Genomic DNA, 24,689 nt, shown 5'->3' with positions numbered 1-24,689 from the left:
ACAGTTGTGCCCGTCCGGGTGCGCCGTCACGCACCCGGGCGGGCATTCCCCTGCTCCCGGGCCGGTCCGTCCACCGTCACCACGAAGTCGGTGTGCCAGTCGGGCGACGGGCAGTCCCCCTGCGCGGCGACGACGTCCAGCGTCCCGCCCGGCAGCACCTGCCCGGCGACGGTCGAGGAGTCGATCACCACGGCCGGGTCGATGAAGATCGCGTCGTGGAAGCGCGGCCCGCTCTCGTAGTGGCAGGTCAGCGTGCGCGGTGAGGCGACGGTGCAGCCGTACGGCGTCGTGCTGGTCGGCGTGGTCTGCGCCGGCACGGTGATCGACACGTCGATCGGGTGCCGCGAGTACGAGGGACCGGCGTTGTACACCCACAGCGGCAGGTTGACGGTCGCCCCGGGCTTGCCGGTGAGGTCGCCCGGCTGCGGCACGGGGTGCCCGTTCTCCCAGGCCGAGGAGGCACCGACCACGAAGTGGGCCGCGGTGTCCGCGGTGGTGAAGCTGTACGGGGTGGTGCGGCCGGACTGGTCCGGGTCACCGGGGTAGAACACCTGGACGTCGCCGCTGATCGTGACGAACGGGTCGGTGATCGGCGCGACGAACAGCGACAGCCGCTCGGCCGAGCTCGCCCCCGGCGCCAGCCCGGCCGGGATCCTGTAGGAGCTGCCGGTGCCGAAGTAGGTCAGGGTGACGGGCGGGTCGGCCGACCTCACCACGCCCGGCGGCGGTAAGTGCACGACCACCAGGGTGTCGTCGGTGGTGGTGGCCGGACCGTCGTTGGTGACCTTCACCTCCAGGATCCCGGTCTCGCCCGGGACCACCGGGTCCTGCGGCGGGCGCACCTCCAGGGACAGCTTCGCGGTCGCCGGTGGCGCCGCGAGGGTGGTGGTGGCGGCCTGCGCCGGCCACGCCACGAGGAGCACGGAGAGCGCGGCTAGGGCGGCCGAGCGGACGGTTCGCATCATGAGCATCACGCTCCCTCCGTACGACACGCAGGGCAAGCGGGTGACTGCCGTCCGTGGCAATCCGGCGGCAGTCACCCGCTCGGCGGGCTCAGCGCAGCAGCCCCGCGTCCATCCCCGCCGACTCGGCCGGGAGGGCGACCAGTCCCAGTTCGGCGGGCGAGGCCAGCCGGGGGTGCGCAGGCAGGACCCGCACGGTGTAGCCGAACGGGCCGGTGCGGCCCAGCTCCAGCGAGCCCTCGTAGCGGGTGCGGCCGTCCAGGTCCGGGCCGCCGACCGGCTTGAGGGCGAGCGCCGTGGCGTCCGAGATGCCGTCCCTCTCGTCCACCCGGCCGGAGACCACCTGCACCTCGACGTCGCCCGGCTGCAGCGCGCCGAGCGCGACCTGCACCCGCAGCGCCAGCGAGCTGCCCAGCTCCTGGGCCTCGGCCGAGCAGTCGGCCTCGACGTGCTCGACCCGCACGCCCGGCCAACCCTCCCGCACCTTGGCCTTCCACTCGGCCAGCTCGCGCGCGGCCGTGACTCGCCCGCTCGCCTCCGGGCGCTCGGACCCGGCGCCGACGCTCTCCCCCAGCCCGGCGGCTGGGAGGTGCCCCCGCCCTCCGGCACTCCCTCCTTCGTCGGTCACCACTCGCTCGTCACTCTCGGCACCGGCGCCCCCTTCGGCTCGGGGCGGGAGCTCCACCGCCAGCTCACGCTGGGCCAGCGCCGCCGGGGTGTACAGCCGTTCGACGTACTCGCGGACCATGCGCCCGGCGAGCACCTTGGGCCCGAGGGTGACCAGGGTGTGCCGGACCATGGCGATCCAGCGGTGCGGCAGCCCGTCGTTGCCCCGGTCGTAGAACCGGCCGGCGACCTGCTCCTCGATCAGGTCGTACAGCGCGGCGGCCTCGATGTCATCGCGGCGTTCGGCCTCGCTGCTCTCCGGGTCGAGCACGCCGTCGCCCTCGTCGGCGGTGGGGATCGCCCAGCCGTTCTGGCCGTCGTACCACTCGTCCCACCAGCCGTCCAGGACGGACAGGTTGAGGCAGCCGTTGAGCGCGGCCTTCATCCCGGAGGTGCCGCAGGCCTCCAGCGGGCGCAGCGGGTTGTTCAGCCAGACGTCGCAGCCCGGGTAGAGGTGCTGGGCCATCGCCATGTCGTAGTCCGGCAGGAAGACGATGCGGTGGCGCACCGTCGGGTCGTCGGCGAAGGCGACCATCTGCTGGATCAGCCGCTTGCCGCCGTCGTCGGCCGGGTGGGCCTTGCCGGCGACCACGATCTGCACCGGCCGGGTGGGGTGCAGCAGCAGGGCGCGCAGCCGGTCCGGGTCGCGCAGCATCAGGGTGAGCCGCTTGTACGAGGGCACCCGGCGGGCGAAGCCGATGGTGAGCACGTCCGGGTCGAGCACCGAGGAGACCCAGCCGAGCTCGGCCTCGCCGGCCCCGCGCTGGTGCCAGGAGGCGCGCAGCCGGCGGCGGGCCTCGTCCACCAGCTGGGCGCGCAGGCTGCGGCGCAGGTCCCAGATCTCGGTGTTGCCGATCCGCTCCAGGCCGGTCCAGCGCTGGGACTCGCCGGTGGTCATCGCCTCCTCGGCGCGTTCGGCGCCGATCTCGGCGGCGCCCAGGCGCACCACGGCCGGGTCGATCCAGGTGGCGGCGTGCACCCCGTTGGTGACGGAGGTGATCGGCACCTCGGCGGGGTCGAAGCCGGGCCAGAGGCCGTTGAACATCGAGCGGCTGACCTCGCCGTGCAGGGTGGAGACCCCGTTGGCGCGCTGGGCGAGCCGCAGGCCCATCGCGGCCATGTTGAAGAGCTTCGGGTCCCCGCCGCGCCAGGTCTCGGCGCCGAGCGCGAGCACCGACTCGACCGGGACGCCGGGCAGTGCGGCGTCGCCGCCGAAGTGGCGGGCGACCAGTTCGCGGTCGAAGCGGTCGATGCCGGCCGGGACGGGGGTGTGGGTGGTGAACAGGGTGCCGGCCCGGACGGACTCCAGGGCGGCGGCGAAGTCCAGCCCGGCCGCCCGGTCGGCGACCAGTTCGCGGATCCGCTCGACGCCGAGGAAGCCGGCGTGGCCCTCGTTGGTGTGGAACACCTCGGGGGCGGGGTGCCCGGTGAGGCGGCAGTAGGCGCGCACGGCCCGGACGCCGCCGATGCCGAGCAGCATCTCCTGGAGCAGCCGGTGCTCGCTGCCGCCTCCGTAGAGCCGGTCGGTGACGTCGCGTTCGGCCGGCGAGTTGGCCTCGATGTCGGAGTCGAGCAGCAGCAGCGGGACCCGCCCGACCTGGGCCTTCCAGATGTGCGCGGCCAGGGTGCGGCCGCCGGGCAGGGCGAGGTCGACCCGGCTCGGGGCGCCGTCGGCCTCCCGGAGCAGGCTGACGGCCAGTTCGTCCGGGTCCAGCAGGGGGTAGCGCTCCTGCTGCCAGCCGGACCGGTCGAGGGACTGCCGGAAGTAGCCGTGCCGGTAGAACAGCCCCACGCCGATGATCGGGACGCCGAGGTCGCTGGCGGCCTTGAGGTGGTCGCCGGCCAGGATGCCGAGGCCGCCGGAGTACTGGGGCAGCGCGGCGGCGATGCCGTACTCGGGCGAGAAGTAGGCGATGGCGGCGGGCGGCGGGGTGGCGCCGTCCTCCTGCTGGGTCTGGTACCAGCGCGGGCCGGTGAGGTAGTCGCGCAGGTCGTCGGCGAGGTCGCCGAGTCTGCGCAGGAACCGCCGGTCGGCGGCGAGCGCGGCGAGCCGGGCGGCCGGGACCTCTCCGAGCAGCCGCACCGGGTCCTCGCCGGTCGCGGCCCAGACCTCCGGGTCCACGGACCGGAAGAGGTCCCTGGTCTCGGGGTGCCAGGACCAGCGCAGGTTGAGGGCCAGCTCGTGCAACGGCTGGAGTTGTTCGGGCAGGACGGTGCGGACGGTGAATCTGCGGATTGCCTTCACAGGCGTGAAGCGTAGCCTCGACGATCGTCCTGACAACGGGTCAAGTGGACTATTGGGCATCCGTTCGGCCTATTGATGAGATCGCATTCGGCGCATTGGTCTGCACGGGGGGCGCGCGAGGCGCGCATTACGGGGTGCCGCGCTACCAATGCGTGAACTCCGTGGAACGGATCGATTTCCGGCTGCTCACCTGGTCCGGAGAAAACCCGGAACTACTGTCGTACCGCTGCGAAAACCCGGTTGCCGGTGCGAGGATGACCGGAGGTCGTTGGTGCTGCGGGAACGACGACGACGGGTGGCGTCCCCCGTGAAGCAGCACGTCCGAATCCTTTTCGCGTTGACCGTTCCCCATCTCCCGTAGCTCGTTCGGCGTTCACCGCAGACCGGTGCGTGTCCTCGCGCGGGGTCGGCTCGTTCACGGGTCGACCGGGCCGCCCAGGGGCGTGCCCCCGGAGGCGTGCGCCGGGACGCGCACGGGTTCCGGGGCGTCCCGCCACCGGTTCGGCGGGCGCCGGGCAGGTTGCCGGGGACGGCGGCGCGGGCAGGCTTCCGGTCGCACGTCCACCCGACCCAGCAGTCCTCCCGGCACTCCCCTGGCCCGTCCCCCCGGCCCGCGGGAGCTGCCGCTGATCTCGGGCAGGAGTTTGGCATGCACGGCGACACACGGGACCAGTCCACACCGATGGCCGACACCGTCGACGCAGCGGTCGCGGAATCCGCCGGACGGATGGATTCTGACACTCGGACAGACCCGGCGATGCCGTCGCCCCGGGTTTCCGGAGCGGTCCGTACCGAATCCTCCGAAGCCCAGGCCTCCACCGCACAGGCCCCCGCAGCACCGCCCGCCACAGCCCAGCCCGCCGCAGCGGCCCGACAACCCGGGGCCGACGAGGGCCGGACGGCGACACCGCGCCGGCGCACCACCACCACGCGCCGCACCGCGGCGGCGACCACCCGCCGGGTCGGCGACCCCGGGGAGCCCGCGCCCGCCGCCGAGTCGTCCGCCCGCAAGCGCGCCGCGAGCAAGACCGCGAGCAAGACCCCGGCCAAGAGCAGTACCGCCAAGAGCAGCACCACGAAGAGCAGCAGCACCGCCAAGACCGCCGCCAAGCCCTCCGCCCGCAAGACGACAGAGAGCGACATCGTGATCGGCCGCATCCCCGTCCTGGACGTCAGCCCCCAGATCGACGCCGGCCGCCGCCCGGCCAAGGCCGTGGTCGGCGAGACCTTCCTGGTCACGGCGACCGTCTTCCGCGAGGGCCACGACGTCGTCAACGCCAACGTGGTGCTGCGCGACCCGCGCGGCCGCAGCGGCCCGTGGACGCCGATGCGCGAGCTCGCCGAGGGCACCGACCGCTGGGGCGCGCACGTCACCCCCACCGCGCCCGGCCGCTGGTCGTACCTGGTGGAGGCGTGGAGCGACCCGGTCGCCACCTGGCGCAGGACGGCCGCGGTGAAGCTGCCGGCCGGGATCGACACCGCGCTGGTCCTGGAGGAGGGCGCCCGGCTGCTGGAGCAGGCCGCCGCCGGGGTGCCGAAGAAGGAGGGCCGGGCGCACGTGCTGGCCGCCGCGGAGGCGCTGCGCGACCCGGGGCTGCCGCCGCTGTCCCGGCTGGCCGCCGCGCTCGCCCCCGAGGTGCTGGACCTGCTGGCCCGGTACCCGCTGCGCGAACTGCTCACCGCCTCCCGTCCGCTGCCGCTGCAGGTGGACCGCGAGCGCGCGCTGTTCGGCTCCTGGTACGAGTTCTTCCCGCGCTCGGAGGGTGCGGTGGTGGACCCGAACGGGGTCGAGCCGCCGCGTTCGGGCACCCTGCACAGCGCCGCCGAGCGGCTGCCGGCGATCGCCGCGATGGACTTCGACGTGGTCTACCTGCCGCCGGTCCACCCGATCGGACGAGCCTTCCGCAAAGGCCCGGACAACACCCTGACGGCCGGTCCGCACGACGTCGGCTCACCCTGGGCGATCGGCTCGCCGGAGGGCGGCCACGACGCGATCCACCCCGACCTCGGCACCATCGAGGACTTCGACCACTTCGTCGCCGAGGCCACGGCGCTGCACCTGGAGGTGGCGCTGGACTTCGCCCTCCAGTGCTCCCCGGACCACCCGTGGGTGAACAAGCACCCGGAATGGTTCAGCCACCGCGCCGACGGGACCATCGCGTACGCCGAGAACCCGCCGAAGAAGTACCAGGACATCTATCCGATCAACTTCGATCAGGACATGGACGGAATCGTCAAGGAAACCGTCCGGATCCTCCGGTTCTGGATGTCCCACGGCGTCAGGATCTTCCGGGTCGACAACCCCCACACCAAACCGGTGGTGTTCTGGGAGCAGGTGCTCTCCGACATCGCCCGCACCGACCCCGATGTCGTGTTCCTGGCGGAGGCCTTCACCCGCCCCGCGATGGTGCACACCCTCGCGAAGATCGGTTTCCACCAGTCGTACACGTACTTCACCTGGCGCAACACCAAGAACGAACTCACCGAGTACCTCACCGAACTCACCGGCGACGCAGCGGCCTACATGCGCCCCAACTTCTTCACCAACACCCCGGACATCCTGCACGCCTTCCTCCAGCAGGGCGGCCGCGCCGCCTTCGCGATCCGCGCGGTGCTCGCCGCCACCCTCTCCCCCAGCTACGGCGTCTACGCCGGCTACGAGCTGTACGAGAACGAGCCGGCCCACCCGGGCTCCGAGGAGTACCTGCACTCGGAGAAGTACGAGCTGCGCCCGCGCGACTGGACCCGCCCCGACACCCTCGCCCCGCTGCTCACCGTGCTGAACCGGCTGCGCCGGCGCCACCCAGCCCTGCAGCAGCTGCGCGACCTGCGCTTCCATCCCACCGACAACGAGCGGGTGCTCGCCTACTCCAAGACCGCGACCACGGCCGAGGGCCTGACCGACCACGTGATCACGGTGGTCAACCTCGACCCGCACCACGTCCAGGAGGCCACCGTCACCCTCGACGGCGACGGGCCCTACGCGGTGCACGACGAGCTCACCGGCGCCGCCTACACCTGGGGCCGGCACAACTACGTCCGGCTCGATCCCTCAGCCGAGCCGGCTCACCTCCTCACGGTTCGGAGGAACCCCACGTGACAGTGAACGAGCCCGTCCCCGACACCTTCCCGGAGACCTCGAAGAAGAACCTGGACCCCGAGTGGTTCAAACGTGCGGTCTTCTACGAGGTGCTGGTGCGGTCCTTCCAGGACAGCAACGGCGACGGGGTCGGGGACCTCAAGGGGCTCACGGCCAAACTCGACTACCTCCAGTGGCTCGGGGTCGACTGCCTCTGGCTCCCGCCGTTCTTCGCCTCGCCGCTGCGCGACGGCGGGTACGACGTGGCCGACTACAAGTCGGTGCTGCCGGAGTTCGGCGACCTCGCCGACTTCATGGAGTTCGTGGACGCCGCGCACGCCCGCGGCATGCGCGTGATCATCGACTTCGTCATGAACCACACCAGCGACCAGCACCCGTGGTTCCAGGCCTCCCGGGAGGACCCAGACGGGCCGTACGGCGACTTCTACATGTGGGCCGACGACGACAAGCAGTACCCGGACGCCCGGATCATCTTCGTCGACACCGAGACCTCCAACTGGACGTACGACCCGGTCCGCAAGCAGTACTACTGGCACCGGTTCTTCTCCCACCAGCCGGACCTCAACTACGACAACCCCCGGGTCCAGGACGAGATGATCGCCGGGCTCCGGTTCTGGCTCGACCTCGGCATCGACGGCTTCCGGCTGGACGCGGTGCCGTACCTGTTCGCCCGCGAGGGCACCAACTGCGAGAACCTGCCGGAGACCCACGAGTTCCTCAAGCGGCTCCGCAAGGAGATCGACGCCGACTACCCGGACACCGTGCTGCTCGCCGAGGCCAACCAGTGGCCGGAGGACGTGGTCGACTACTTCGGCGACTTCACCGCCGGCGGCGACGAGTGCCACATGGCGTTCCACTTCCCGGTGATGCCGCGGATCTTCATGGCGGTGCGCCGGGAGTCCCGGTACCCGGTGTCGGAGATCCTCGCCAAGACCCCGCAGATCCCGGGCGGCTGCCAGTGGGGCATCTTCCTGCGCAACCACGACGAGCTGACCCTGGAGATGGTCACCGACGAGGAGCGCGACTACATGTACGCGGAGTACGCCAAGGACCCCCGGATGCGCGCCAACGTGGGCATCCGCCGCCGGCTCGCCCCGCTGCTGGAGAACGACCGCAACCAGATCGAGCTGTTCACCGCCCTGCTGCTCTCCCTGCCCGGCTCGCCGGTGCTCTACTACGGGGACGAGATCGGCATGGGCGACAACATCTGGCTGGGCGACCGGGACGGCGTGCGCACGCCGATGCAGTGGACCCCGGACCGCAACGCGGGTTTCTCCTCCGCCGACCCGGGCAGGCTCAGTCTGCCGCCCATCATGGACCCGGTGTACGGCTACCAGGTGACCAACGTCGAGGCGCAGCAGAGCAGTTCGAGTTCGCTGCTGCACTGGACGCGTCGCATGATCGAGATCCGCAAGCTCAACCCGGCGTTCGGCCTGGGCACCTACACCGAACTGCCGTCCAGCAACCCCGCCGTGCTGGCCTTCGTGCGCGAGTACGAGGGGGACCTGGTCATGTGCGTGAACAACTTCTCGCGGTTCGCGCAGCCGACCGAGCTGGACCTGCGGCAGTACGGCGGGCGGTACCCGGTCGAGCTGATCGGCGGGGTGCGATTCCCGTCGATCGGCGAGTGGCCCTACCTGCTCACGCTGGCCGGACACGGCTTCTACTGGTTCCAGCTCCGGCAGCCCCCGCGCCTGAGCGGGACCAGGCGGTCGAAGTAACGATCCGCCGCACCCGCCACCGCGGCCCGCACAGCACCACCAGACCCTCCGGGGGCGCGAGTTGAACCCCGCGCCCCCGGAGTTCTCTGCACCACCGCGTACGGAGAACAGCCCAACGGCTACCCACACGAAGGCGTGACACCCGAGCCGTGCTCGCGTGCCGCGACCGCCGCGCCGCCGAAATCCGGAAGACTCGGACCCCGGCCACGACCCGTCGGGCGTCCGCGTGCTTCCGGGGAAAGGGAGTCATGTCCGAAACCTCCCGTTCTCAAGCCCATGTGCAGCACGACGCCCCGGCCGGCTCCGCCGCGCACCCGGGCGCGCGGAGCACCGGGCCCCGGAGAACCGCCCTGGGGGTCAGCGAGCTCGTCCAGGCGGCCCTGCCGCTGATCGCCGAGTGGCTCCCCACCCAGCGCTGGTACGCCGGGAAGGGACGGCCCATCACCGGGCTCGTCCCGATGGTCGGAACCCCGCTGCAGGTCGGCGACCCGGCCCTGCTGCACCTGCTGCTGCGGGTCGAGCACGCCACCACGGCCGGCCTGCCGCACGGCGACACCTACCAACTCCTGCTCGGCATCCGCTCCCAGGGCCCCGCGGGCATCGAACCCGGCGCCGTGCTCGGCCTGCTCAGCCAGGGCCCGTACGACGGCGCCGCCCTCTACGACGCGGTCCACGACCCCGAGCTCACCGGGCGGCTGCTGGAACACCTCGCCACCGGCGACCGGTTCGGCTCGCTGTCCTTCCGCCGCACCCCCGGCTCCGGGCTGCCCGTCAACCTCCCCGGCCGCGCCTCGACCGCCGAACAGTCCAACAGCTCGGTCATCTACGGCACCTCGTACATCCTCAAGCTCTTCCGCCGCATCCATCCCGGCACCAACCCCGACCTCGAACTCTCCCTCGCCCTCTCCCGGGCCGGTTCCACCCGCATCCCCCGGGTCGCCGCCTGGTTCGAGAGCCGGATGGAACGCGCCGAACCCGCCACCCTCGGACTGCTCCAGCGCTACCTGCCGGACGCCGAGGACGGCTGGGAGCTCGCCCTCGACCAGGTCGGCCGGCTCAAGGGCGACCGCTCCCCCGGCAACTTCGCGATCGAGGCGCACCGGCTCGGCCGGGCCACCGCCGAGGTGCACCGGGTGCTCGCCCGCTCGATGCCGGTCGCCCGGCTCGACCGCGCCCAGACCGGCCGGCTCGCCACCGCGATGGCCGACCGGCTGGACAGCGCGGTCGCCGCCGTCCCCGGACTGCTCCGCTTCCGGGCCGCCCTGCGCACCGCCTTCCAGCAGCTCGCCGACGCCCACCCGGACGGCCTGCCGGTCCAGCGCATCCACGGTGACCTCCACCTCGGGCAGGCCATGCGCACCCCGCACGGCTGGGTGCTGCTGGACTTCGAGGGCGAGCCCGCCAAGTCCGTCACCGAGCGCCGCGAGCCGCAGCCGGCCCTGCGCGACGTCGCCGCGATGCTGCGCTCCTTCGACTACGCGGCCGCCCACCTGCTGGCCGGCGGCCCGGTCGACCCGGAGCTCGCCCACCTCGCCGCCGCCTGGGCCCAGCGCAACCGCACCGCCTTCTGCGCCGGCTACACCGCCGGGGGCGGCGCCGACCCGGCGGCCTCGCCGGAGCTGATGCGGGCGCTGGAGATCGACAAGGCGGTCTACGAGGTGGTGTACGAGGCCCGGCACCGGCCCAGCTGGCTGCCGATCCCGCTGGCCGCGATCAACCGGCTCGCCCTGTCCGTCTGACCGTCCCGCCCGCTGTCCCGCACTCCTGCTGTTCCGCAGTCCCGCAGTCCCGCTGCCCCGACACGAGTTCGCCCACCCCGCCGCTGGAGGACCACGCCGTGACGTCGCTCGACCCGACCGGCCGCCCCACCCGCCCCGTTCAGGCCACCTTCCTGGCCGACGCCTCCCAACGGGCCGAGGCCCAGGAGTCCGTCACGCCCCGGGAGTCCGACGAGCCCCGGGCGGCCGACTCGTCCTGGGAGTCCGACGTGCCCGAGTCCGAAGCGCCTTCCGGTGCGCCGGCTCCGGGAGTTCCGGCGGACACCCCCCTCGGCGCCCTGCGCCTGCCCGAGGCACCGCTGCCGCCGGCCGAGGTGGACCGGCTGGTGAGCGGGCAGCACCACGACCCGCACGCGCTGCTCGGCGCGCACCCGGTGCACGGCGGGACGGCGATCCGGGTGCTGCGCCCGTTCGCCGAGCGGGTGGTGGTGGAAACCGCCCAGGGCCCGGCCGAACTCACCCACCAGCAGGGCGGGTTGTTCACGGGCCTGCTGGTGGGCGGCGAACTCCCGGACTACACCCTGCTGGTGAGCTACCCCGGCGGCGAGCCGCTGCGCCAGCACGACGGCTACCGCACCCCGCCCACCCTCGGCGAGCTCGACCTGCACCTGATCTCCGAAGGCCGGCACGAACAGCTGTGGCAGGCGCTCGGCTCGCACGTGCGCACCGTCGACGGCGTCACCGGCACCGCCTTCGCGGTCTGGGCGCCCAACGCCGTCGGGGTGCGGCTGATCGGCGACTTCAACCACTGGGACGGCACCGGCCACCCGATGCGCTCGCTCGGCTCCTCCGGCATCTGGGAACTGTTCGTCCCCGGCCTCGCCGAGGGCACCACGTACAAGTACGAGATCCACACCCGGCAGGGCTGGGTGCTCGACAAGGCCGACCCGCTGGCCCGCGCCGCCCAGTGCCCGCCCGGCACCGCCTCGGTGGTCACCTCCTCGGACCACCAGTGGCAGGACGGCGAATGGATGGCCCGCCGGGCCCGTACCGCGCACCACCGCGCGCCGATGTCGGTGTACGAGCTGCACCTGGCCTCCTGGCGGCCCGACCTCACCTCCTACCGCGCCATCGCTGAGGAACTGCCGCGCTACCTCCAGGAGTTGAACTTCACCCACGTGGAGTTCATGCCGGTCATGGAGCACCCCTTCGGCGGTTCCTGGGGCTACCAGGTCTCCGGCTACTACGCCCCCACCGCCCGGCTGGGCTCCCCGGACGACTTCCGGTACCTGGTCGACACCCTGCACCGGCACGGCATCGGCGTGATCGTCGACTGGGTGCCCGCCCACTTCCCCAAGGACGACTTCGCGCTCGCCCGCTTCGACGGCGAGCCGCTGTACGAACCGGCCGACCCGCGGCGCGCCGAACACCCCGACTGGGGCACGCTGGAGTTCGACTACGGCCGCACCGAGGTGCGCAACTTCCTGGTCGCCAACGCCGTCTACTGGTGCGAGGAGTTCCACATCGACGGCCTGCGGGTCGACGCCGTCGCCTCGATGCTCTACCTCGACTACTCCCGCGAGGGCGGCGGCTGGACGCCCAACCAGTACGGCGGCCGGGAGAACCTGGACGCGGCCTCCTTCCTGCAGGAGATGAACGCCACCGTCTACCGGCGCTGCCCGGGCGTGATCACCATCGCCGAGGAGTCCACCGCCTGGGACGGCGTCACCCGCCCCACCGACGCCGGCGGGCTCGGCTTCGGACTGAAGTGGAACATGGGCTGGATGCACGACTCGCTGGTCTACATGTCCAAGGAGCCGGTGCACCGCAAGTACCACCACAACGAGATCACCTTCTCGATGGTGTACGCCTACTCCGAGAACTACATCCTGCCGATCTCGCACGACGAGGTGGTCCACGGCAAGCAGGCCCTGGTCGCCAAGATGCCCGGCGACTGGTGGCAGCAGCGCGCCAACCACCGCGCCTACCTGGGCTTCATGTGGTCCCACCCGGGCAAGCAACTGCTGTTCATGGGGCAGGAGTTCGCCCAGGGCGCGGAATGGGACCACGAACACGGCCCGCAGTGGTGGGTGCTCGACGAGCAGTGGCCGGCCCGTGAGGAGCACCTGGGCGTGCGCCGCCTGGTCCGCGACCTCAACCGGACCTACCGCGCCACCCCCGCCCTCTGGGAACTCGACACCACCCCGGACGGCTTCCGCTGGCTGGACGGCGGCGCCGCCGACGACAACCTGCTCTCCTACGTCCGCCACGCCGCCGACGGCACCCCCCTGGTCGCCGTCTGCAACTTCTCCCCCGTCGTCCGCCACGGCCACCGGGTCGGCCTGCCCGACCTCGGCGGCCGCGAGCAGCTCTGGGAGGAACTGCTGAACACCGACGCCGAAACCTACGGGGGCAGCGGCATCGGCAACTCCGACCCGATCAAGTCCGAACCCGTCGACTGGAACGGCCAGCCCCGCTCCGCCGAACTCGTCCTCCCCCCACTCGCCACCCTCTGGCTCCGCCCGGCCTGACCGGCCCGGAGCGCCCGCCCGACCCCGGGCGGGCGCTCACCGGGGGGCCGTGACCGGGAACCCGAGCTCCTCGGCGGCCCTGGCGAGCTCGCGGTCGTAGGTGACGAAGTCGGTGAGCTCGGCGCGAAACGGCTCCGCGCTGGCGAGGTGGAGTGCGTCCAGCGATCCCAGCCGCGGGGTGCGGTAGGCGAGGGCCCTGGCGAGCACCGCGCTGCTGAGATCGACCTGGTAGGCGCCCCGAAGCGCTTGGTCGACGTGGTACGGGACGAGCTGGTGCGACAGGCCCGCGCGGAGCAGCGTTCGGGTGATCTCCAGCCGGGCCAGTTCGCTGGTGATCAGCTCGGTGCCGTCGGGAAGCGCCTCCCGCCAGGCACGCAGCGCGGCCGTCTCCGGCTCCGGCTTGATGAACTTCAGCAGCGCACACGAGTCGAGGTAGATCAACGGTCGCGCTCCCGGTTCCGCTCTTCGATCAGGAGGTCCGACAGGCTGCCGACGTCCGGCAGCAGGTCGAGGGCGAGCTCGGGCATGCCCTGCTCGGCGGGCGGGGTGACCTCGCCGGCCGCGACCATGCGTTCGAGGGTCGACTCCGGTTCGGTCTCCGGCACGAGCCTCATCACAGGCCGCCCGCGGTCGGTCACGACGATCGTCGCACCGGCCCGGACCCGCGCGACCGCCTTCGACGGGTTCTGGTTCAGTTCACGCAGTCCCATGGTCTCCATACCAGCCAATGTAACTACATCACGTAGGTACATCAAGGGCATGCGTCGACGCAGATCCCAGTCCAGGCCGTTGGTCCCTTGCCTTCCCGGCGGCCCCCTGCTCGCGGACGGGTGTGCGGGCTGTGAAGGTATGGTCGATATGACCACCTTCCGAGACGACGGGACGGAGACATCCGCGTGGCGCGCAGCGTGTACGTGACCGGGATCGACCGGGGGGACGGCCGGCAGGCGGTCGAGCTCGGGGTCATGGAACTGCTCACCCGCCAGGTGGACCGGGTCGGGGTGTTCCGTCCGCTGGTGCACGCGGCCGCGCCCGGCGAGGCGGGGTCGGACCACGTGGTGGAGCTGCTGCGCGGGCGGTACCGGATCGACCTGCCGAGCTCGGAGCTGTACGGGCTCACCTACGAGGAGGCCGCCGCGCTGCAGGCCGCCCAGGGGCAGGACGAGCTGGTCTCCGCCCTGGTCGACCGGTTCCGCGCGGTGGAGCGGCGCTGCGAGGCGGTGCTGGTGCTCGGCACCGACTTCGCGGACACCAACATCCCGGACGAGCTGGCCTTCAACGCCCGCCTCGCCAACGAGTTCGGCGCCGCCGTGCTGCCGGTGCTCGGCGGGCAGGGCAAGGAGCCGGAGGCCGTGATCGCCGAGGTGCGCAACGCCCACCGGGCGTACACCGACCTCGGCTGCGAGACCCTGGCGATGATCGCCAACCGGGTCGCCCCGGGCGCCAAGCAGCGGATCCAGCGCGCGCTCACCGAGAAGCTGCCGATCCCCGCCTACGTCATCCCGGAGGAGCCGGCCCTGGCCGCGCCGACCGTCGCCCAGCTGGTCGAGGCGACCGGCGCCGAGGTGCTGCTCGGCGACGCGGCCGGCCTGGGCCGGGACGTGCGCGGCTTCGTCTTCGGCGGCGCCATGCTGCCCACCTTCCTGGACGCGCTGACCGAGGGCGCCCTGGTCGTCACCCCCGGGGACCGCGCCGACCTGGTGATCGGCTCGCTGGCCGCGCACGCGGCCGGCGCCCCGCCGATCGCCGGCGTGCTGCTGACCCTCGGCCAGCACCCCGGCCCGAACGTCATGGCGCTCGCCGCCCGGCTCGCCCCCGGCACCCCGGTCGCGTTCGTCCCCGAGGGCAGCTGGCCCACCGCCGCCACCCTGACCCACCTGGAGGGCAAGCTCACCGCGGCCAGCCCCCGGAAGGCCGAGATCGCCCTCGGCCTTTTCGAACTGCACGTCGACACCGCCGAGTTGACCAACCGGATCGAGGTCGGCCGGTCCGAGCGGGTCACCCCGATGATGTTCGAGCACGAGCTGCTGGAGCGCGCCCGGGCCGACCGCCGGCACGTGGTGCTGCCAGAGGGCGCCGAGGAGCGGGTGCTGCGCGCGGCCGAGATCCTGCTGCGCCGCAACATCTGCGACCTCACCCTGCTCGGCGAGGTCGACGCGGTGCGCCGCAAGGCCGCGACCCTGGGCATCGACCTGCCGCAGGTGGGGGCACCTCCCGGCCGCCAGGCTGGGGGACAGCCGGGCGCCGACCGCGCCCAGGTCCGGATCGTCGACCCGGCCACCAGCCCGCTGCGCCGCCAGTTCGCCGAGCTGTACGCCCGGCTGCGCGCCCACAAGGGGATGACCGTCGAGCTGGCCCTGGACGTGGTCACCGACGTCTCCTACTTCGGCACCCTGATGGTCCAGGAGGGCATCGCCGACGGCATGGTCTCCGGCGCGGTGCACTCCACCGCGGCGACCATCCGGCCCGCCTTCGAGGTGATCAAGACCTCGCCGGGCGCCTCGATCGTCTCCTCCGTCTTCTTCATGTGCCTGGCCGACAAGGTGCTGGTGTACGGCGACTGCGCGGTCAACCCGGACCCGGACGCCCAGCAGCTGGCCGACATCGCGATCCAGTCCGCCGCCACCGCCGCCCAGTTCGGGGTGGAGCCGCGGGTCGCGATGCTCTCCTACTCGACCGGCACCTCCGGCTCGGGCGCGGACGTCGACAAGGTCCGCAAGGCCACCGAGATCGTCCGCGAGCTGCGGCCGGACATCCTGGTCGAGGGCCCGATCCAGTACGACGCGGCGGTGGACGAGCACGTCGCCGCCACCAAGCTGCCGGGCTCGCCGGTGGCCGGGCGGGCGACCGTGCTGATCTTCCCGGACCTCAACACCGGCAACAACACCTACAAGGCGGTCCAGCGCTCGGCCGGCGCGGTCGCGGTGGGCCCGGTGCTGCAGGGGCTGCGCAAGCCCGTCAACGACCTCTCGCGCGGGGCGCTGGTGGAGGACATCGTCAACACCGTCGCGATCACCGCCATCCAGTCCCAGGACGACAAGGAGCCGAAGGCGTGAGCGAGCGAAGCATGGGGGTCCCCCCGGCCGAAGGCTGGGGGAGAACGATCAACGGGTGCGCGTTTCGCGAAACGACCGCCGAGCGCAGCGAGGTGGGCGCATGAGTGAAGGGACGCGCGTTCTCGTTCTCAACGCCGGCTCCTCGTCGGTGAAGTACCAGCTGATCGACATGCTGGACGGCGCCCGGCTGGCCGCCGGGCTGGTCGAGCGGATCGGTGAGTCCGCCGGCCGACTGGCGCACACCCCGCGGGCCGGCGGGCGGCGCGAGCTGCGGCAGGTCTTCCCGGACCACTTCGCCGCGCTGAAGGCCGTCGCCGAGGAGCTGGCCGCGGACGGGCTCGGGCTGGACTCCCCCGACCTGGCCGCGATCGGCCACCGGGTGGTGCACGGCGGCAAGCGGTTCACCGAGCCGACCGTGATCACCGACGAGGTGCTGAAGGAGATCCGCCGGCTGATCCCGGTCGCGCCGCTGCACAACCCGGCCAACATCACCGGCATCGAGGTGGCCCGCGCGCTGCGGCCGGACCTGCCGCAGGTGGCCGTGTTCGACACCGCCTTCCACGCCTCGATGCCCGAGTACTCGGCCCGGTACGCGATCGACAAGGCCGTCGCCGACGAGCACCGGGTGCGCCGCTACGGCTTCCACGGCACCTCGCACCAGTACGTCTCCCGGGCGACCGCCCGGCTGCTCGGCAAGGACCCGGCCGAGGTCAACGTGATCGTGCTGCACCTGGGCAACGGCGCCTCCGCCTCGGCGGTCAGCGGCGGCCGCTGCGTGGACACCTCGATGGGCCTGACCCCGCTGGAGGGCCTGGTCATGGGCACTCGTTCGGGTGACATCGACGCCGGCGTGGTGTTCCACCTGCACCGGGTCGGTGGGCTGTCCGTCGACGAGATCGACGACCTGCTCAACCGCCGCAGCGGCCTGCGCGGCCTGTGCGGCGAGAACGACATGCGCGAGATCATGCGCCGCGCCGAGGAGGGGGACGCGGACGCGCGGCTCGCCTTCGACAGCTACGTCCACCGGCTGCGCAAGTACATCGGCGGCTACTACGCGGTGCTCGGCCGGGTGGACGCGATCGCGTTCACCGCGGGCGTCGGGGAGAACGCGGCGCCGGTGCGCGCGGCGGCCACCGCAGGACTGGAGGAGCTGGGCATCGCCGTGGACCCGGAGCTGAACTCGGTGCGCTCCGGCGAGGCCCGGATCATCTCGCCCGCGTACTCCCGGGTGGCGGTCGCGGTGGTGCCCACCGACGAGGAGCTGGAGATCGCCCGACAGGCCTTCGCCCTGGTGCACCGGGAGGCCGGGTCGTCCGAGGACTGACACGAAATCGTCTCACTCCTCGGAATTCTTCGTCGGCGATTCCTCCCGATCCGTGCCGAATGCACCTATAACACGAACGGATAGACTGACCCATATGCGCCGAGCGAAAATTGTCTGCACCCTGGGTCCGGCGACGGACTCCTACGAACAGCTGAAGGCCATCGTCGAGGCGGGCATGAACGTCGCCCGACTGAACATGAGCCACGGCAACCACGCGGACCACGAGGAGCGGTACCGAAAGGTCCGCCAGGTCTCGGAGGACACCGGCAAGGCCATCGGCGTCCTGGCCGACCTCCAGGGTCCCAAGATCCGTCTGGCGACCTTCGCCAACGGCCCGGTGACCGTCGACAACGGCGACGAGTTCACCATCACCACCGAGGACGTCCCCGGTGACCAGCACATCTGCGGCACCACCTACAAGGGCCTGCCCGGCGACGTGAAGCCCGGCGACCCGATCCTGATCAACGACGGCGTCATCGCCCTGGAGGTCGTCAGCGTCGACGGCCCGCGGGTGAAGACCGTGGTGGTCGAGGGCGGCGTGCTCTCGAACAACAAGGGCATCAACCTGCCCGGCGCGGCCGTGAACGTGCCCGCCCTGTCCGAGAAGGACAAGGAGGACCTGCGCTTCGCGCTGCGCCTGGGCGTCGACATGGTCGCCCTGTCCTTCGTCCGCAACGCGGCCGACATCAAGGACGTCCACGAGGTCATGGACGAGGTCGGCATCCGGGTGCCGGTCATCGCCAAGATCGAGAAGCCGCAGGCCGTCGAGGCCATGGAGGAGATCGTCCTCGCCTTCGACGCCATCATGGTCGCCCGCGGCGACCTGGCCGTCGAGTACCCGCTGGAGCGGGTGCCGCTGGTCCAGAAGCAGCTGATCACCCTGGCCCGCCGCAACGCCAAGCCGGTCATCGTCGCCACCCAGATGATGGAGTCGATGATCCACGCCTCGCGCCCGACCCGCGCCGAGGTCTCCGACGTCGCCAACGCCATCCTGGACGGCACCGACGCGGTGATGCTCTCCGCCGAGTCCAGCGTCGGCAAGTACCCGGTCGAGACCGTCCGCACCATGAGCCGGATCTGCGAGAAGGCCGAGGAGGAGCTCGTCTCCCAGGGCCTGCAGCCGCTCAACCCCGGCCGCAAGCCGCGCACCCAGGGCGGCTCGGTCGCCCGCGCCGCCTGCGAGCTGGGCGACTTCCTGAACGGCAAGGCGCTGGTCGCGTTCACCAAGTCCGGTGACACCGCGCGCCGGCTGTCCCGCTACCGCTCGCCGATCCCGGTGATCGCGTTCACCCCGGACGCGGCCACCCGCAACCAGCTCTCGCTGAGCTGGGGCGTCGAGTCGTACGTCACCGAGCAGGTGGCCACCACCGACGCGATGGTCGCGCAGGTCGACCGCGAGCTGCTGCGGATGGGCGAGCTGGGCGAGGGCGACACCGTGATCGTCACCGCCGGTGTCCCGGTCGGCGTCCCCGGCACCACCAACCTGGTGCAGGTGCACCGCCTGGGCAGCCACGGCGAGTGACGCCCCGGTAGGACCGTACGAACGCCGGTGGGGCGGCCCTCCTTCACGGGAGGGCCGCCCCATCGGCGTCGTGGCGTCCGCTATTTGTCGCTGTAGGGCGCGTTGTCGTTGAACAGGTGCATCCCGGGGATGTGCAGGGTGCCGCCGAACTGACCGGCCTGCTTGGCGGTCACGCCGGTCAGCTCCAGGTCCAGCGGGATCGGGACGGAGCCGATCAGGTCGTACAGCCAGCGCGGCAGGGTGTCCGGGGTGAGGGTGATCTCGCCCAGGTCGATCGGGATCGGCAGGCCGAGCACCTTGGACAGGTGGCCGGAAAGCCGTTCCACGTACATGGTGACCTGGCCGTTGCGCATGGTCGAGGTCGAGCCCGGGGCGCCCTGGACGTGGAAGGTGACGCCGTTGCCCTCCAGGGTCGACATGTCGAGATTCTCGATGTCCACGCTGTCGACCACGAACTTCAGCACCCGCTTGGTGCCGGTCGGGGTCCTCACGTCGTAGACGCCGTGGAAGGCCGCGCCGTGCAGGCCCAGCCGGCTGGTCTGCAGCGTCCAGTTCTGCTGCGGCACGACCTGCTCGGAGGAGGCCTTGCCGGCGGTCAGGTTGCGGGCGTCCACGTCGCAGTTGGGATTCGCGGTGGGCGAGGCGGACGGGGTCGCGGTGGCCGCCGGGGTCGCCGGGGCGTCCGCCGACGGGGTCGCGGACGGGGCCGCCTTGGCGCTCGACTTCCCGCCGGAGGCGGTGGCGGCCGGCGAGGGCTGCCCCGCCGAGGGCTGGGCCCCCGCGGACTGACCGCCCGAGGACTGGGTCGCGGCCTGCCCGGTGCCGGCGGCCGGGGCCTGCGGCTGGGCGGGCTGCGCCGGGGTGCCGACCCGCGGGGCCGGGGCGGCCGGGGCCTGGGGGGTGGCACTGGGTGTCGCGGTCGGCGTCGAGCTCGCCGAACTCCCCGGGTCCAGCAGGTGGTTGATGCCGCCGACGATGTCGTCGATCAGTCCGGCCTGGCTCGCGGTGGCCGTCCCGTTCCCGGTGCCCTGGTACACGGCGCTCACCGTGCCCGAACCGCCGGTGGCGGCGGAGCGGACGACGGGCGGGGCGGCCGGCGGCTTCACCGGCGCGGTGGTCGGGGCCGTGGTCGGCACCTGGGTCGGCACGGTGGTCGGCACCGACCCGGGGCCGGTCGCGGGCGCCCCCGTCGACGCCGTACCGGGCGTACCGGACGGCGCGGGCGGTGGCGCGGGCAGCTCGCTCTTGGGGACGGGCGTCTCGATCGGCGCCACGTCCGGAACGGCGACCGGCGCGTTGCCGCAGGGCTTGCCCGCCGCGGACTCGGCGACCGCCGGGTTGGGCGTGTAGGCCGCGGCCATCAGCAGCGCGGTCGGCACCGCGGCCATCGCCAGGGCGCGACCTCTCAGTCTCACCCGCACCGGCGTGCGTGGCGCCGCGTGCCGGCCGGAGCGCTGCGCGGGGCCGGCCGTGCCCTCCGCTTGCTCGGCCGGCCCGGTCACCGCGCCTCCTCCTGCTCCGCGGCGGTGCCCTGCTGCGGGACGGCGGCCTCGGCGGCGGGCTCGGCGGCCGGCTCCTTGGGCGCGGCCTGGGCGGGCAGCTTGGCGGTGGGCGCCTCGACCGCCTCGGTCTTGGCGCTCTCGGGCCCAGCGGTCTCGGCGGCGGCCGGCTCGGTGGCCTCGGAAGCCTTGGCACCTTCAGCGGTCCCGGTGGCGACGCGCGGCGCGACGGGGTTCTCCGCCTGCCTGGCCCGGCGCCCGCGCCGCCCGTCGGCGGGCTCGGCGACCGGCTCCGGCAGCGGCGCCCAGGAGACCATCAGCCCGCCGCCGATCAGACCCGGCAGCAGGGACAGGCCGAAGCCCGCGAGGTTGGAGACCGGGATCGAGACCAGCGTCAGCAGGATGGTCGCGATGCCGGCGAAGACCCGTACGGCGGGCTGGAACCAGGCGGTCAGACCGAGGATGATCATCAGCACCCCGATGATCAGCGACCCGGCGCCGGCCGTGGTGGACATCGCGATGGTCAGCCCGCCGAACGTGAGGTGCGCGTACGGGAAGTAGAGGATCGGGATGCCGGCGATCATGGCCAGCTTGCCGCCCCAGTAGGGCCTGGTGCGGCGGAAGTCACGCCAGTGCCGCCAGAGCCACCCGATGGGGTTCTGATGGCCGGGTCGCGTCTCGACCGTTGCGCTGGACATGGTGCAACTCCTCGACGTCGCTACGAGGTTGGAACAAAAAAGGGGGGTGGCCGAGGAGCAGCGGTGATCCGCCGCCCCCCGGCCGCAGTTGGACCCGTCACCCGGGCACGCCGGTCGGCGTGCCGTCAGACGGGGCTCAGAAGCACTCGTTGCCCGCGCCGTCGCCGCTCTTCAGCGCGAGGCTCAGGCCGTTCAGCTTGAAGGTGCCGGCCGAGGTGGCCCGCGCGGTCTGCTGAACGCCGCTCAGGTCGGCGACCTTGGCCGACTGGGCGAAGCCGGTCGGACCGGTCGGCAGACCGGCGCCGCCGCCCGCCTTGGTCACGCCCGCGTGCGGGGCCCAGCCCTGGGTGGCCGTGCCGGAGAGGGTGGAGGCGTCCTGACCGATGTTGATGTCGGTGAAGGTCGCGTCCGCCTTCAGCTGCTCCAGGTCGATCAGCAGGTTCGAGGCCTCGACCGGCTTGGCGGAGTCGGTGCCGGCGTGCAGCTGGAGGGTGATCTTGCCCAGGCCGAACGCGGACAGGTCGGTCACCACCGACTGGCACAGGTTGTTGATGGTGGCGTGGTCGAAGGCCGAGACCGCGACCGGGTGCGGCTTGCCGTTCGCCTCGATGTCGACCGAGCCGAACTGGGCGAAGTTGGTGCCGTGCAGCTGGTCGGTGCTGACCTTGAACTGCTGGCCGGAAATGCTGAACGAGGCGGCGAGCGCGCTGTTGGCGATCGAGACGCCGACCATCGCGGTGGCCGCGACGCTCGGCACCATCACCAGGGCGAAGCGCTTCCAGCGGGTCTTGCCGTAGGCCTTGGACATGCGAGTCCTCCTTCTAGGACGTACATCTCCGGCTCCCCGGCGGCGCGTCCCGCGCCGGTGGGGGCCTGGGATGGGAGAGAGCTACGTCCTCGGTAGCGGAGAGCGCCTTGGGCGTCGTCGGACGCGGGAGCGGCCTGCGTGCTGCGGCACTCCCGTCCCGGAACCGGCCGTCCTTGTGGGACGACGGGTCGGACCGACGACATCGGCGATCACCCCCGAGCGACAACCAGCGACCGCGCAGGGCCGCGCGGCCGGTCGAGGACAGGAACCGCCGTGGGACCGCGGATACCCCCCTGCCCTCCCTACCGCCGACCGGAGCCGGCGGATCACCCGGTGGGGATCCCGCGCTCCGCGTGGCCGACCGGCTGTCGGAGGGTGTGGAGTCTGGGACCGGGCGTGGCCGATCGTGCTTGAATCCCGGGCGAAGCACAAGGGGTGGCTTACTGACGGGTAATGCAACACGGAGTGGCATTGATCATGGAATTGGCGCGATTTGCACTGTGCGTGACGCCTTGAAGGAATCGTGGCGACGAAATTTGCCGGAAACACTAGCGAAACACCCGTGGGTGGTCACTCAACGTGACCACCCACGGGTGAAATCAAGATTTGGTAAACCTCTGTCCGGTTGACCGGATTGTCGCCAAATCCCCCGGCGACACCACAGGTCACCCGACGTGCCAGGCACTCGGTGCCAGGACCCGCCAGCCGTACCGCTCAGAACGGCACGCGGGGCTCAGAACAGCACGCGGGCCAGCGCCGCTCGGGCCGCGACGACCCGCGGGTCCTCCGGGCCGATCACCTCGAACAGCTCCAGCAGGCGCAGCCGGGCGGTGTCCCGGTCCTCGCCGAAGGTCCGGCCGACGGTGTCCACCAGGCGCCCGAAGGCGTCCTCGACGTGACCGCCCACCAGGTCCAGGTCGGCCGCCTGCAGCTGGACCTCGACGTCCTTCGGGTCGGCGGCGGCCGCCACCCGGACCGCCTGCAGGTCCAGGCCCTCGACCCGCCTGAGCAGCTCGGCCTGAGCCAGGCCCAGCTTGGCCTCGGTGTTGTTCGGCTGGTCGGCCAGCACGTTCCGGTAGGCCTGGATGGCGCCGCCCAGGTCACCGGCGTCCAGCGCGTCGTGCGCGGCGGCCAGCGCCGGGTCCTCCGGGCGCTGCGGGACGGCGGCCTCCGCGGCCCCGCCCGGGGCGACCGCGCCGCCGGAGATGCCGAAGCGCTGCTCGGCGACCAGGATCAGCTGGTCCAGCACCTTGCGGACGTTCGCGGCGCTCTCCGCGCCCTGGAACAGCGGCACCAGCTGGCCGGCCACCACGGCCATCACGGCCGGGATGCCCTGGATGCCGAACTGCTGGGCGATCAGCGGGTTGGCGTCCACGTCGATCTTGGCGAGCACGAAGGCGCCGGCGTACTCCTCGGCCAGGCCCTCCAGGACCGGGCTGAGCTGCTTGCAGGGCCCGCACCACGCGGCCCAGAAGTCGATGACGACCGGCACCTCGGTGGAGCGCTGGACGACCTCGGTCTCGAAGGTGTCCTCGGTGACGTCGATGACGAGCTGGTAGGCGGACTGGGGGGCGACTCCGTCCGCTTCGGCGGCGGCCGCCTGGCGGGCCCGCTCGGCCCGGGCCTGCTCGGCCTTCTGGGCGGCCTCACCGGCCGCCTTCACTGCGGCGAGGTCGACCGCACCGCGCAGGGCGGCGCTGTTGAGACGCGAATTCCGTGGCTGCATGGCACCATCCTCCCCCGTCCGCGCTGCTCGCGGGCACCAACCTCCGGAAAGTCGCCCCGCGCGGGCTGCGCGGCGCGGGATCCCGGACGGTGCGCCCCTCCCCCGGTAGCCTGAACCGTTCGGCGCGGATCCCCACCCGCGCCCGCGCCGTCCCCGTCCCACGGGTCCGGCGCCTGGTTGTCACTGCTTTCGCTACAGGTCGTAGCGTAACTGGAGCCGGTGGCCCGGCCGCAAGCCCCACCGGCGGTTCGGGGACGTGAGCTGCCCCACTTTCCCGGGCTGCCCGGCTGCCCGAATCGGCGAACAGTCGCTACCGTTACCAGCCCCACCCAAGTTACTTACCAGTAAATCGCAAGGAGATCCGGTGCCGGCCGCCCAGCCCTCCGCGAGCCCGGACCGCACGGTCCCGGGCAGCCCAGACCGGGGCAGCACGGCCCAGGAGGGCGCGAACGCGTCCCGGACCAAGGGTCGGCCGCGCAGCGCCGCCGCCGACCGCGCGATCCTCGACGCCACCCGCGAGGCCCTCGCCGAACTGGGCTGGGGCGGACTGACCATGGGCCACGTCGCCAGCCGGGCCGGGGTCGCCAAGACCACGCTCTACCGCCGCTGGCCCTCCAAGAACGAGCTCGTGGTGGACGCCGTCGCCAGCCTCTTCGACGAACTCGTGATGCCCGACCTCGGCAGCCTGCGGGCCGACATCGAGGCCGTGGTGGCCCAGTTCGCCGACCTGCTGGCCCGCCCGGAGACCCAGACCGCACTGCTCGCCCTGTTCGCCGAGGGCACCCGCGACCCGCAGCTGCGCCGCCGGATCCGCGAGGCGATCGTGGACCCCCAGAAGCGGCTGGTCCGGCAGGGCCGGGCGGCCGCCCAGGCGCGCGGCGAACTCGAGGAGGACACCGACGCCGGATCGGCCCGCGAGGAGGTCGACATCATCTTCGACACCATCGCGGGCACGGTCGAACACCGCGTCCTGGTCAGCGGCGAGCCGATCACCCCCGAGTGGACCCGCCGCTTCACCGACCTGCTGCTCGGACCGCTCACCACGGGCTGAGGACTTCCGGGCACGGCGGAGCCGCCGTACGGAAGTCCGTACGGCGGCTTCGAAGTTCAGGA

General features: G+C 72.3%; 16 protein-coding genes. 8 read left to right on the top strand and 8 right to left on the bottom strand.

Annotated elements, in window-relative coordinates; all coding sequences use genetic code 11:
- Positions 1–26: 26 nt before the first annotated feature.
- Positions 27–971, bottom strand: a complete 945-nt coding sequence (locus ACWCYO_RS09010; protein WP_449783831.1) for a hypothetical protein — start codon at positions 969–971, stop codon at positions 27–29.
- 82 nt (positions 972–1,053) lie between these two features.
- The gene (gene glgP / locus ACWCYO_RS09005; RefSeq protein ID WP_270143933.1) at positions 1,054–3,873 is read right to left on the bottom strand and encodes an alpha-glucan family phosphorylase; all 2,820 of its coding nucleotides are present in this window, start codon (positions 3,871–3,873) and stop codon (positions 1,054–1,056) included.
- A 1,144-nt stretch (positions 3,874–5,017) separates the two neighbouring features.
- Between glgP and ACWCYO_RS09000 the strand changes: the two genes are divergently transcribed.
- The 4 genes from ACWCYO_RS09000 to glgB all read left to right on the top strand — a co-directional run bounded on the left by ACWCYO_RS09000 (position 5,018) and on the right by glgB (position 12,943).
- On the top strand, positions 5,018–6,973 hold the full coding sequence (locus ACWCYO_RS09000) for an alpha-1,4-glucan--maltose-1-phosphate maltosyltransferase (RefSeq protein ID WP_449783836.1): 1,956 nt from the start codon (positions 5,018–5,020) through the stop codon (positions 6,971–6,973).
- Entirely contained in the window at positions 6,970–8,694 is a 1,725-nt protein-coding gene (gene treS / locus ACWCYO_RS08995) for a maltose alpha-D-glucosyltransferase (protein ID WP_270143935.1), read from the top strand. The genes ACWCYO_RS09000 and treS overlap by 4 nt, the downstream gene beginning before the upstream one ends.
- A gap of 248 nt (positions 8,695–8,942) precedes the next feature.
- The gene (locus tag ACWCYO_RS08990) at positions 8,943–10,433 is read left to right on the top strand and encodes a maltokinase N-terminal cap-like domain-containing protein (protein ID WP_270143937.1); all 1,491 of its coding nucleotides are present in this window, start codon (positions 8,943–8,945) and stop codon (positions 10,431–10,433) included.
- Positions 10,434–10,531: 98 nt separating this feature from the next.
- Complete coding sequence (glgB, locus tag ACWCYO_RS08985) at positions 10,532–12,943, top strand: 1,4-alpha-glucan branching protein GlgB (protein ID WP_449783830.1); 2,412 nt, start codon at positions 10,532–10,534, stop codon at positions 12,941–12,943.
- A gap of 36 nt (positions 12,944–12,979) precedes the next feature.
- Here the strand turns inward: glgB and ACWCYO_RS08980 are convergent, their stop codons facing one another.
- Together ACWCYO_RS08980 and ACWCYO_RS08975 are read right to left on the bottom strand one after the other, a co-directional pair.
- The gene (locus ACWCYO_RS08980) at positions 12,980–13,384 is read right to left on the bottom strand and encodes a type II toxin-antitoxin system VapC family toxin (protein WP_270143941.1); all 405 of its coding nucleotides are present in this window, start codon (positions 13,382–13,384) and stop codon (positions 12,980–12,982) included.
- Entirely contained in the window at positions 13,381–13,662 is a 282-nt protein-coding gene (locus ACWCYO_RS08975) for a type II toxin-antitoxin system Phd/YefM family antitoxin (RefSeq protein WP_270143943.1), read from the bottom strand. Before ACWCYO_RS08975 ends, ACWCYO_RS08980 begins: the two co-directional genes overlap by 4 nt.
- 177 nt (positions 13,663–13,839) lie before the next feature.
- On the opposite strand from ACWCYO_RS08975, the gene pta reads away from it, so the two are divergent.
- The 3 genes from pta to pyk all read left to right on the top strand — a co-directional run bounded on the left by pta (position 13,840) and on the right by pyk (position 18,845).
- Entirely contained in the window at positions 13,840–15,999 is a 2,160-nt protein-coding gene (gene pta / locus ACWCYO_RS08970) for a phosphate acetyltransferase (RefSeq protein ID WP_270143945.1), read from the top strand.
- Positions 16,000–16,099: 100 nt separating this feature from the next.
- A complete protein-coding gene (locus ACWCYO_RS08965; RefSeq protein ID WP_270143947.1) occupies positions 16,100–17,323 on the top strand; it encodes an acetate kinase in 1,224 nt (407 codons plus the stop codon).
- A gap of 94 nt (positions 17,324–17,417) precedes the next feature.
- Positions 17,418–18,845: a pyruvate kinase gene (pyk, locus tag ACWCYO_RS08960; RefSeq protein WP_270143949.1), complete on the top strand. Its 1,428-nt coding sequence runs from the start codon at positions 17,418–17,420 to the stop codon at positions 18,843–18,845.
- Between the two features lie 80 nt (positions 18,846–18,925).
- On the opposite strand, the gene ACWCYO_RS08955 is transcribed toward pyk, so the two are convergent.
- From ACWCYO_RS08955 to ACWCYO_RS08940, 4 genes are all read right to left on the bottom strand, one after another.
- Positions 18,926–20,260 (bottom strand): hypothetical protein, encoded by a 1,335-nt coding sequence (locus tag ACWCYO_RS08955; RefSeq protein ID WP_449783829.1) that lies wholly within the window; start codon positions 20,258–20,260, stop codon positions 18,926–18,928.
- 83 nt (positions 20,261–20,343) lie between these two features.
- A complete protein-coding gene (locus tag ACWCYO_RS08950; protein ID WP_449783828.1) occupies positions 20,344–21,042 on the bottom strand; it encodes a DUF6114 domain-containing protein in 699 nt (232 codons plus the stop codon).
- A gap of 136 nt (positions 21,043–21,178) precedes the next feature.
- The gene (locus ACWCYO_RS08945) at positions 21,179–21,850 is read right to left on the bottom strand and encodes a DUF6230 family protein (protein ID WP_270143955.1); all 672 of its coding nucleotides are present in this window, start codon (positions 21,848–21,850) and stop codon (positions 21,179–21,181) included.
- Between the two features lie 733 nt (positions 21,851–22,583).
- Positions 22,584–23,576, bottom strand: a complete 993-nt coding sequence (locus ACWCYO_RS08940) for a tetratricopeptide repeat protein (RefSeq protein WP_270143957.1) — start codon at positions 23,574–23,576, stop codon at positions 22,584–22,586.
- Between the two features lie 364 nt (positions 23,577–23,940).
- On the opposite strand from ACWCYO_RS08940, the gene ACWCYO_RS08935 reads away from it, so the two are divergent.
- The gene (locus tag ACWCYO_RS08935; RefSeq protein ID WP_405000644.1) at positions 23,941–24,627 is read left to right on the top strand and encodes a TetR/AcrR family transcriptional regulator; all 687 of its coding nucleotides are present in this window, start codon (positions 23,941–23,943) and stop codon (positions 24,625–24,627) included.
- Positions 24,628–24,689: the final 62 nt, after the last annotated feature.

It is taken from the genome of Kitasatospora sp. NPDC001683 (assembly GCF_053596495.1).
Note: the sequence above shows the minus strand (reverse complement) of the source record. Positions and strands in the feature narration are given on the sequence as shown.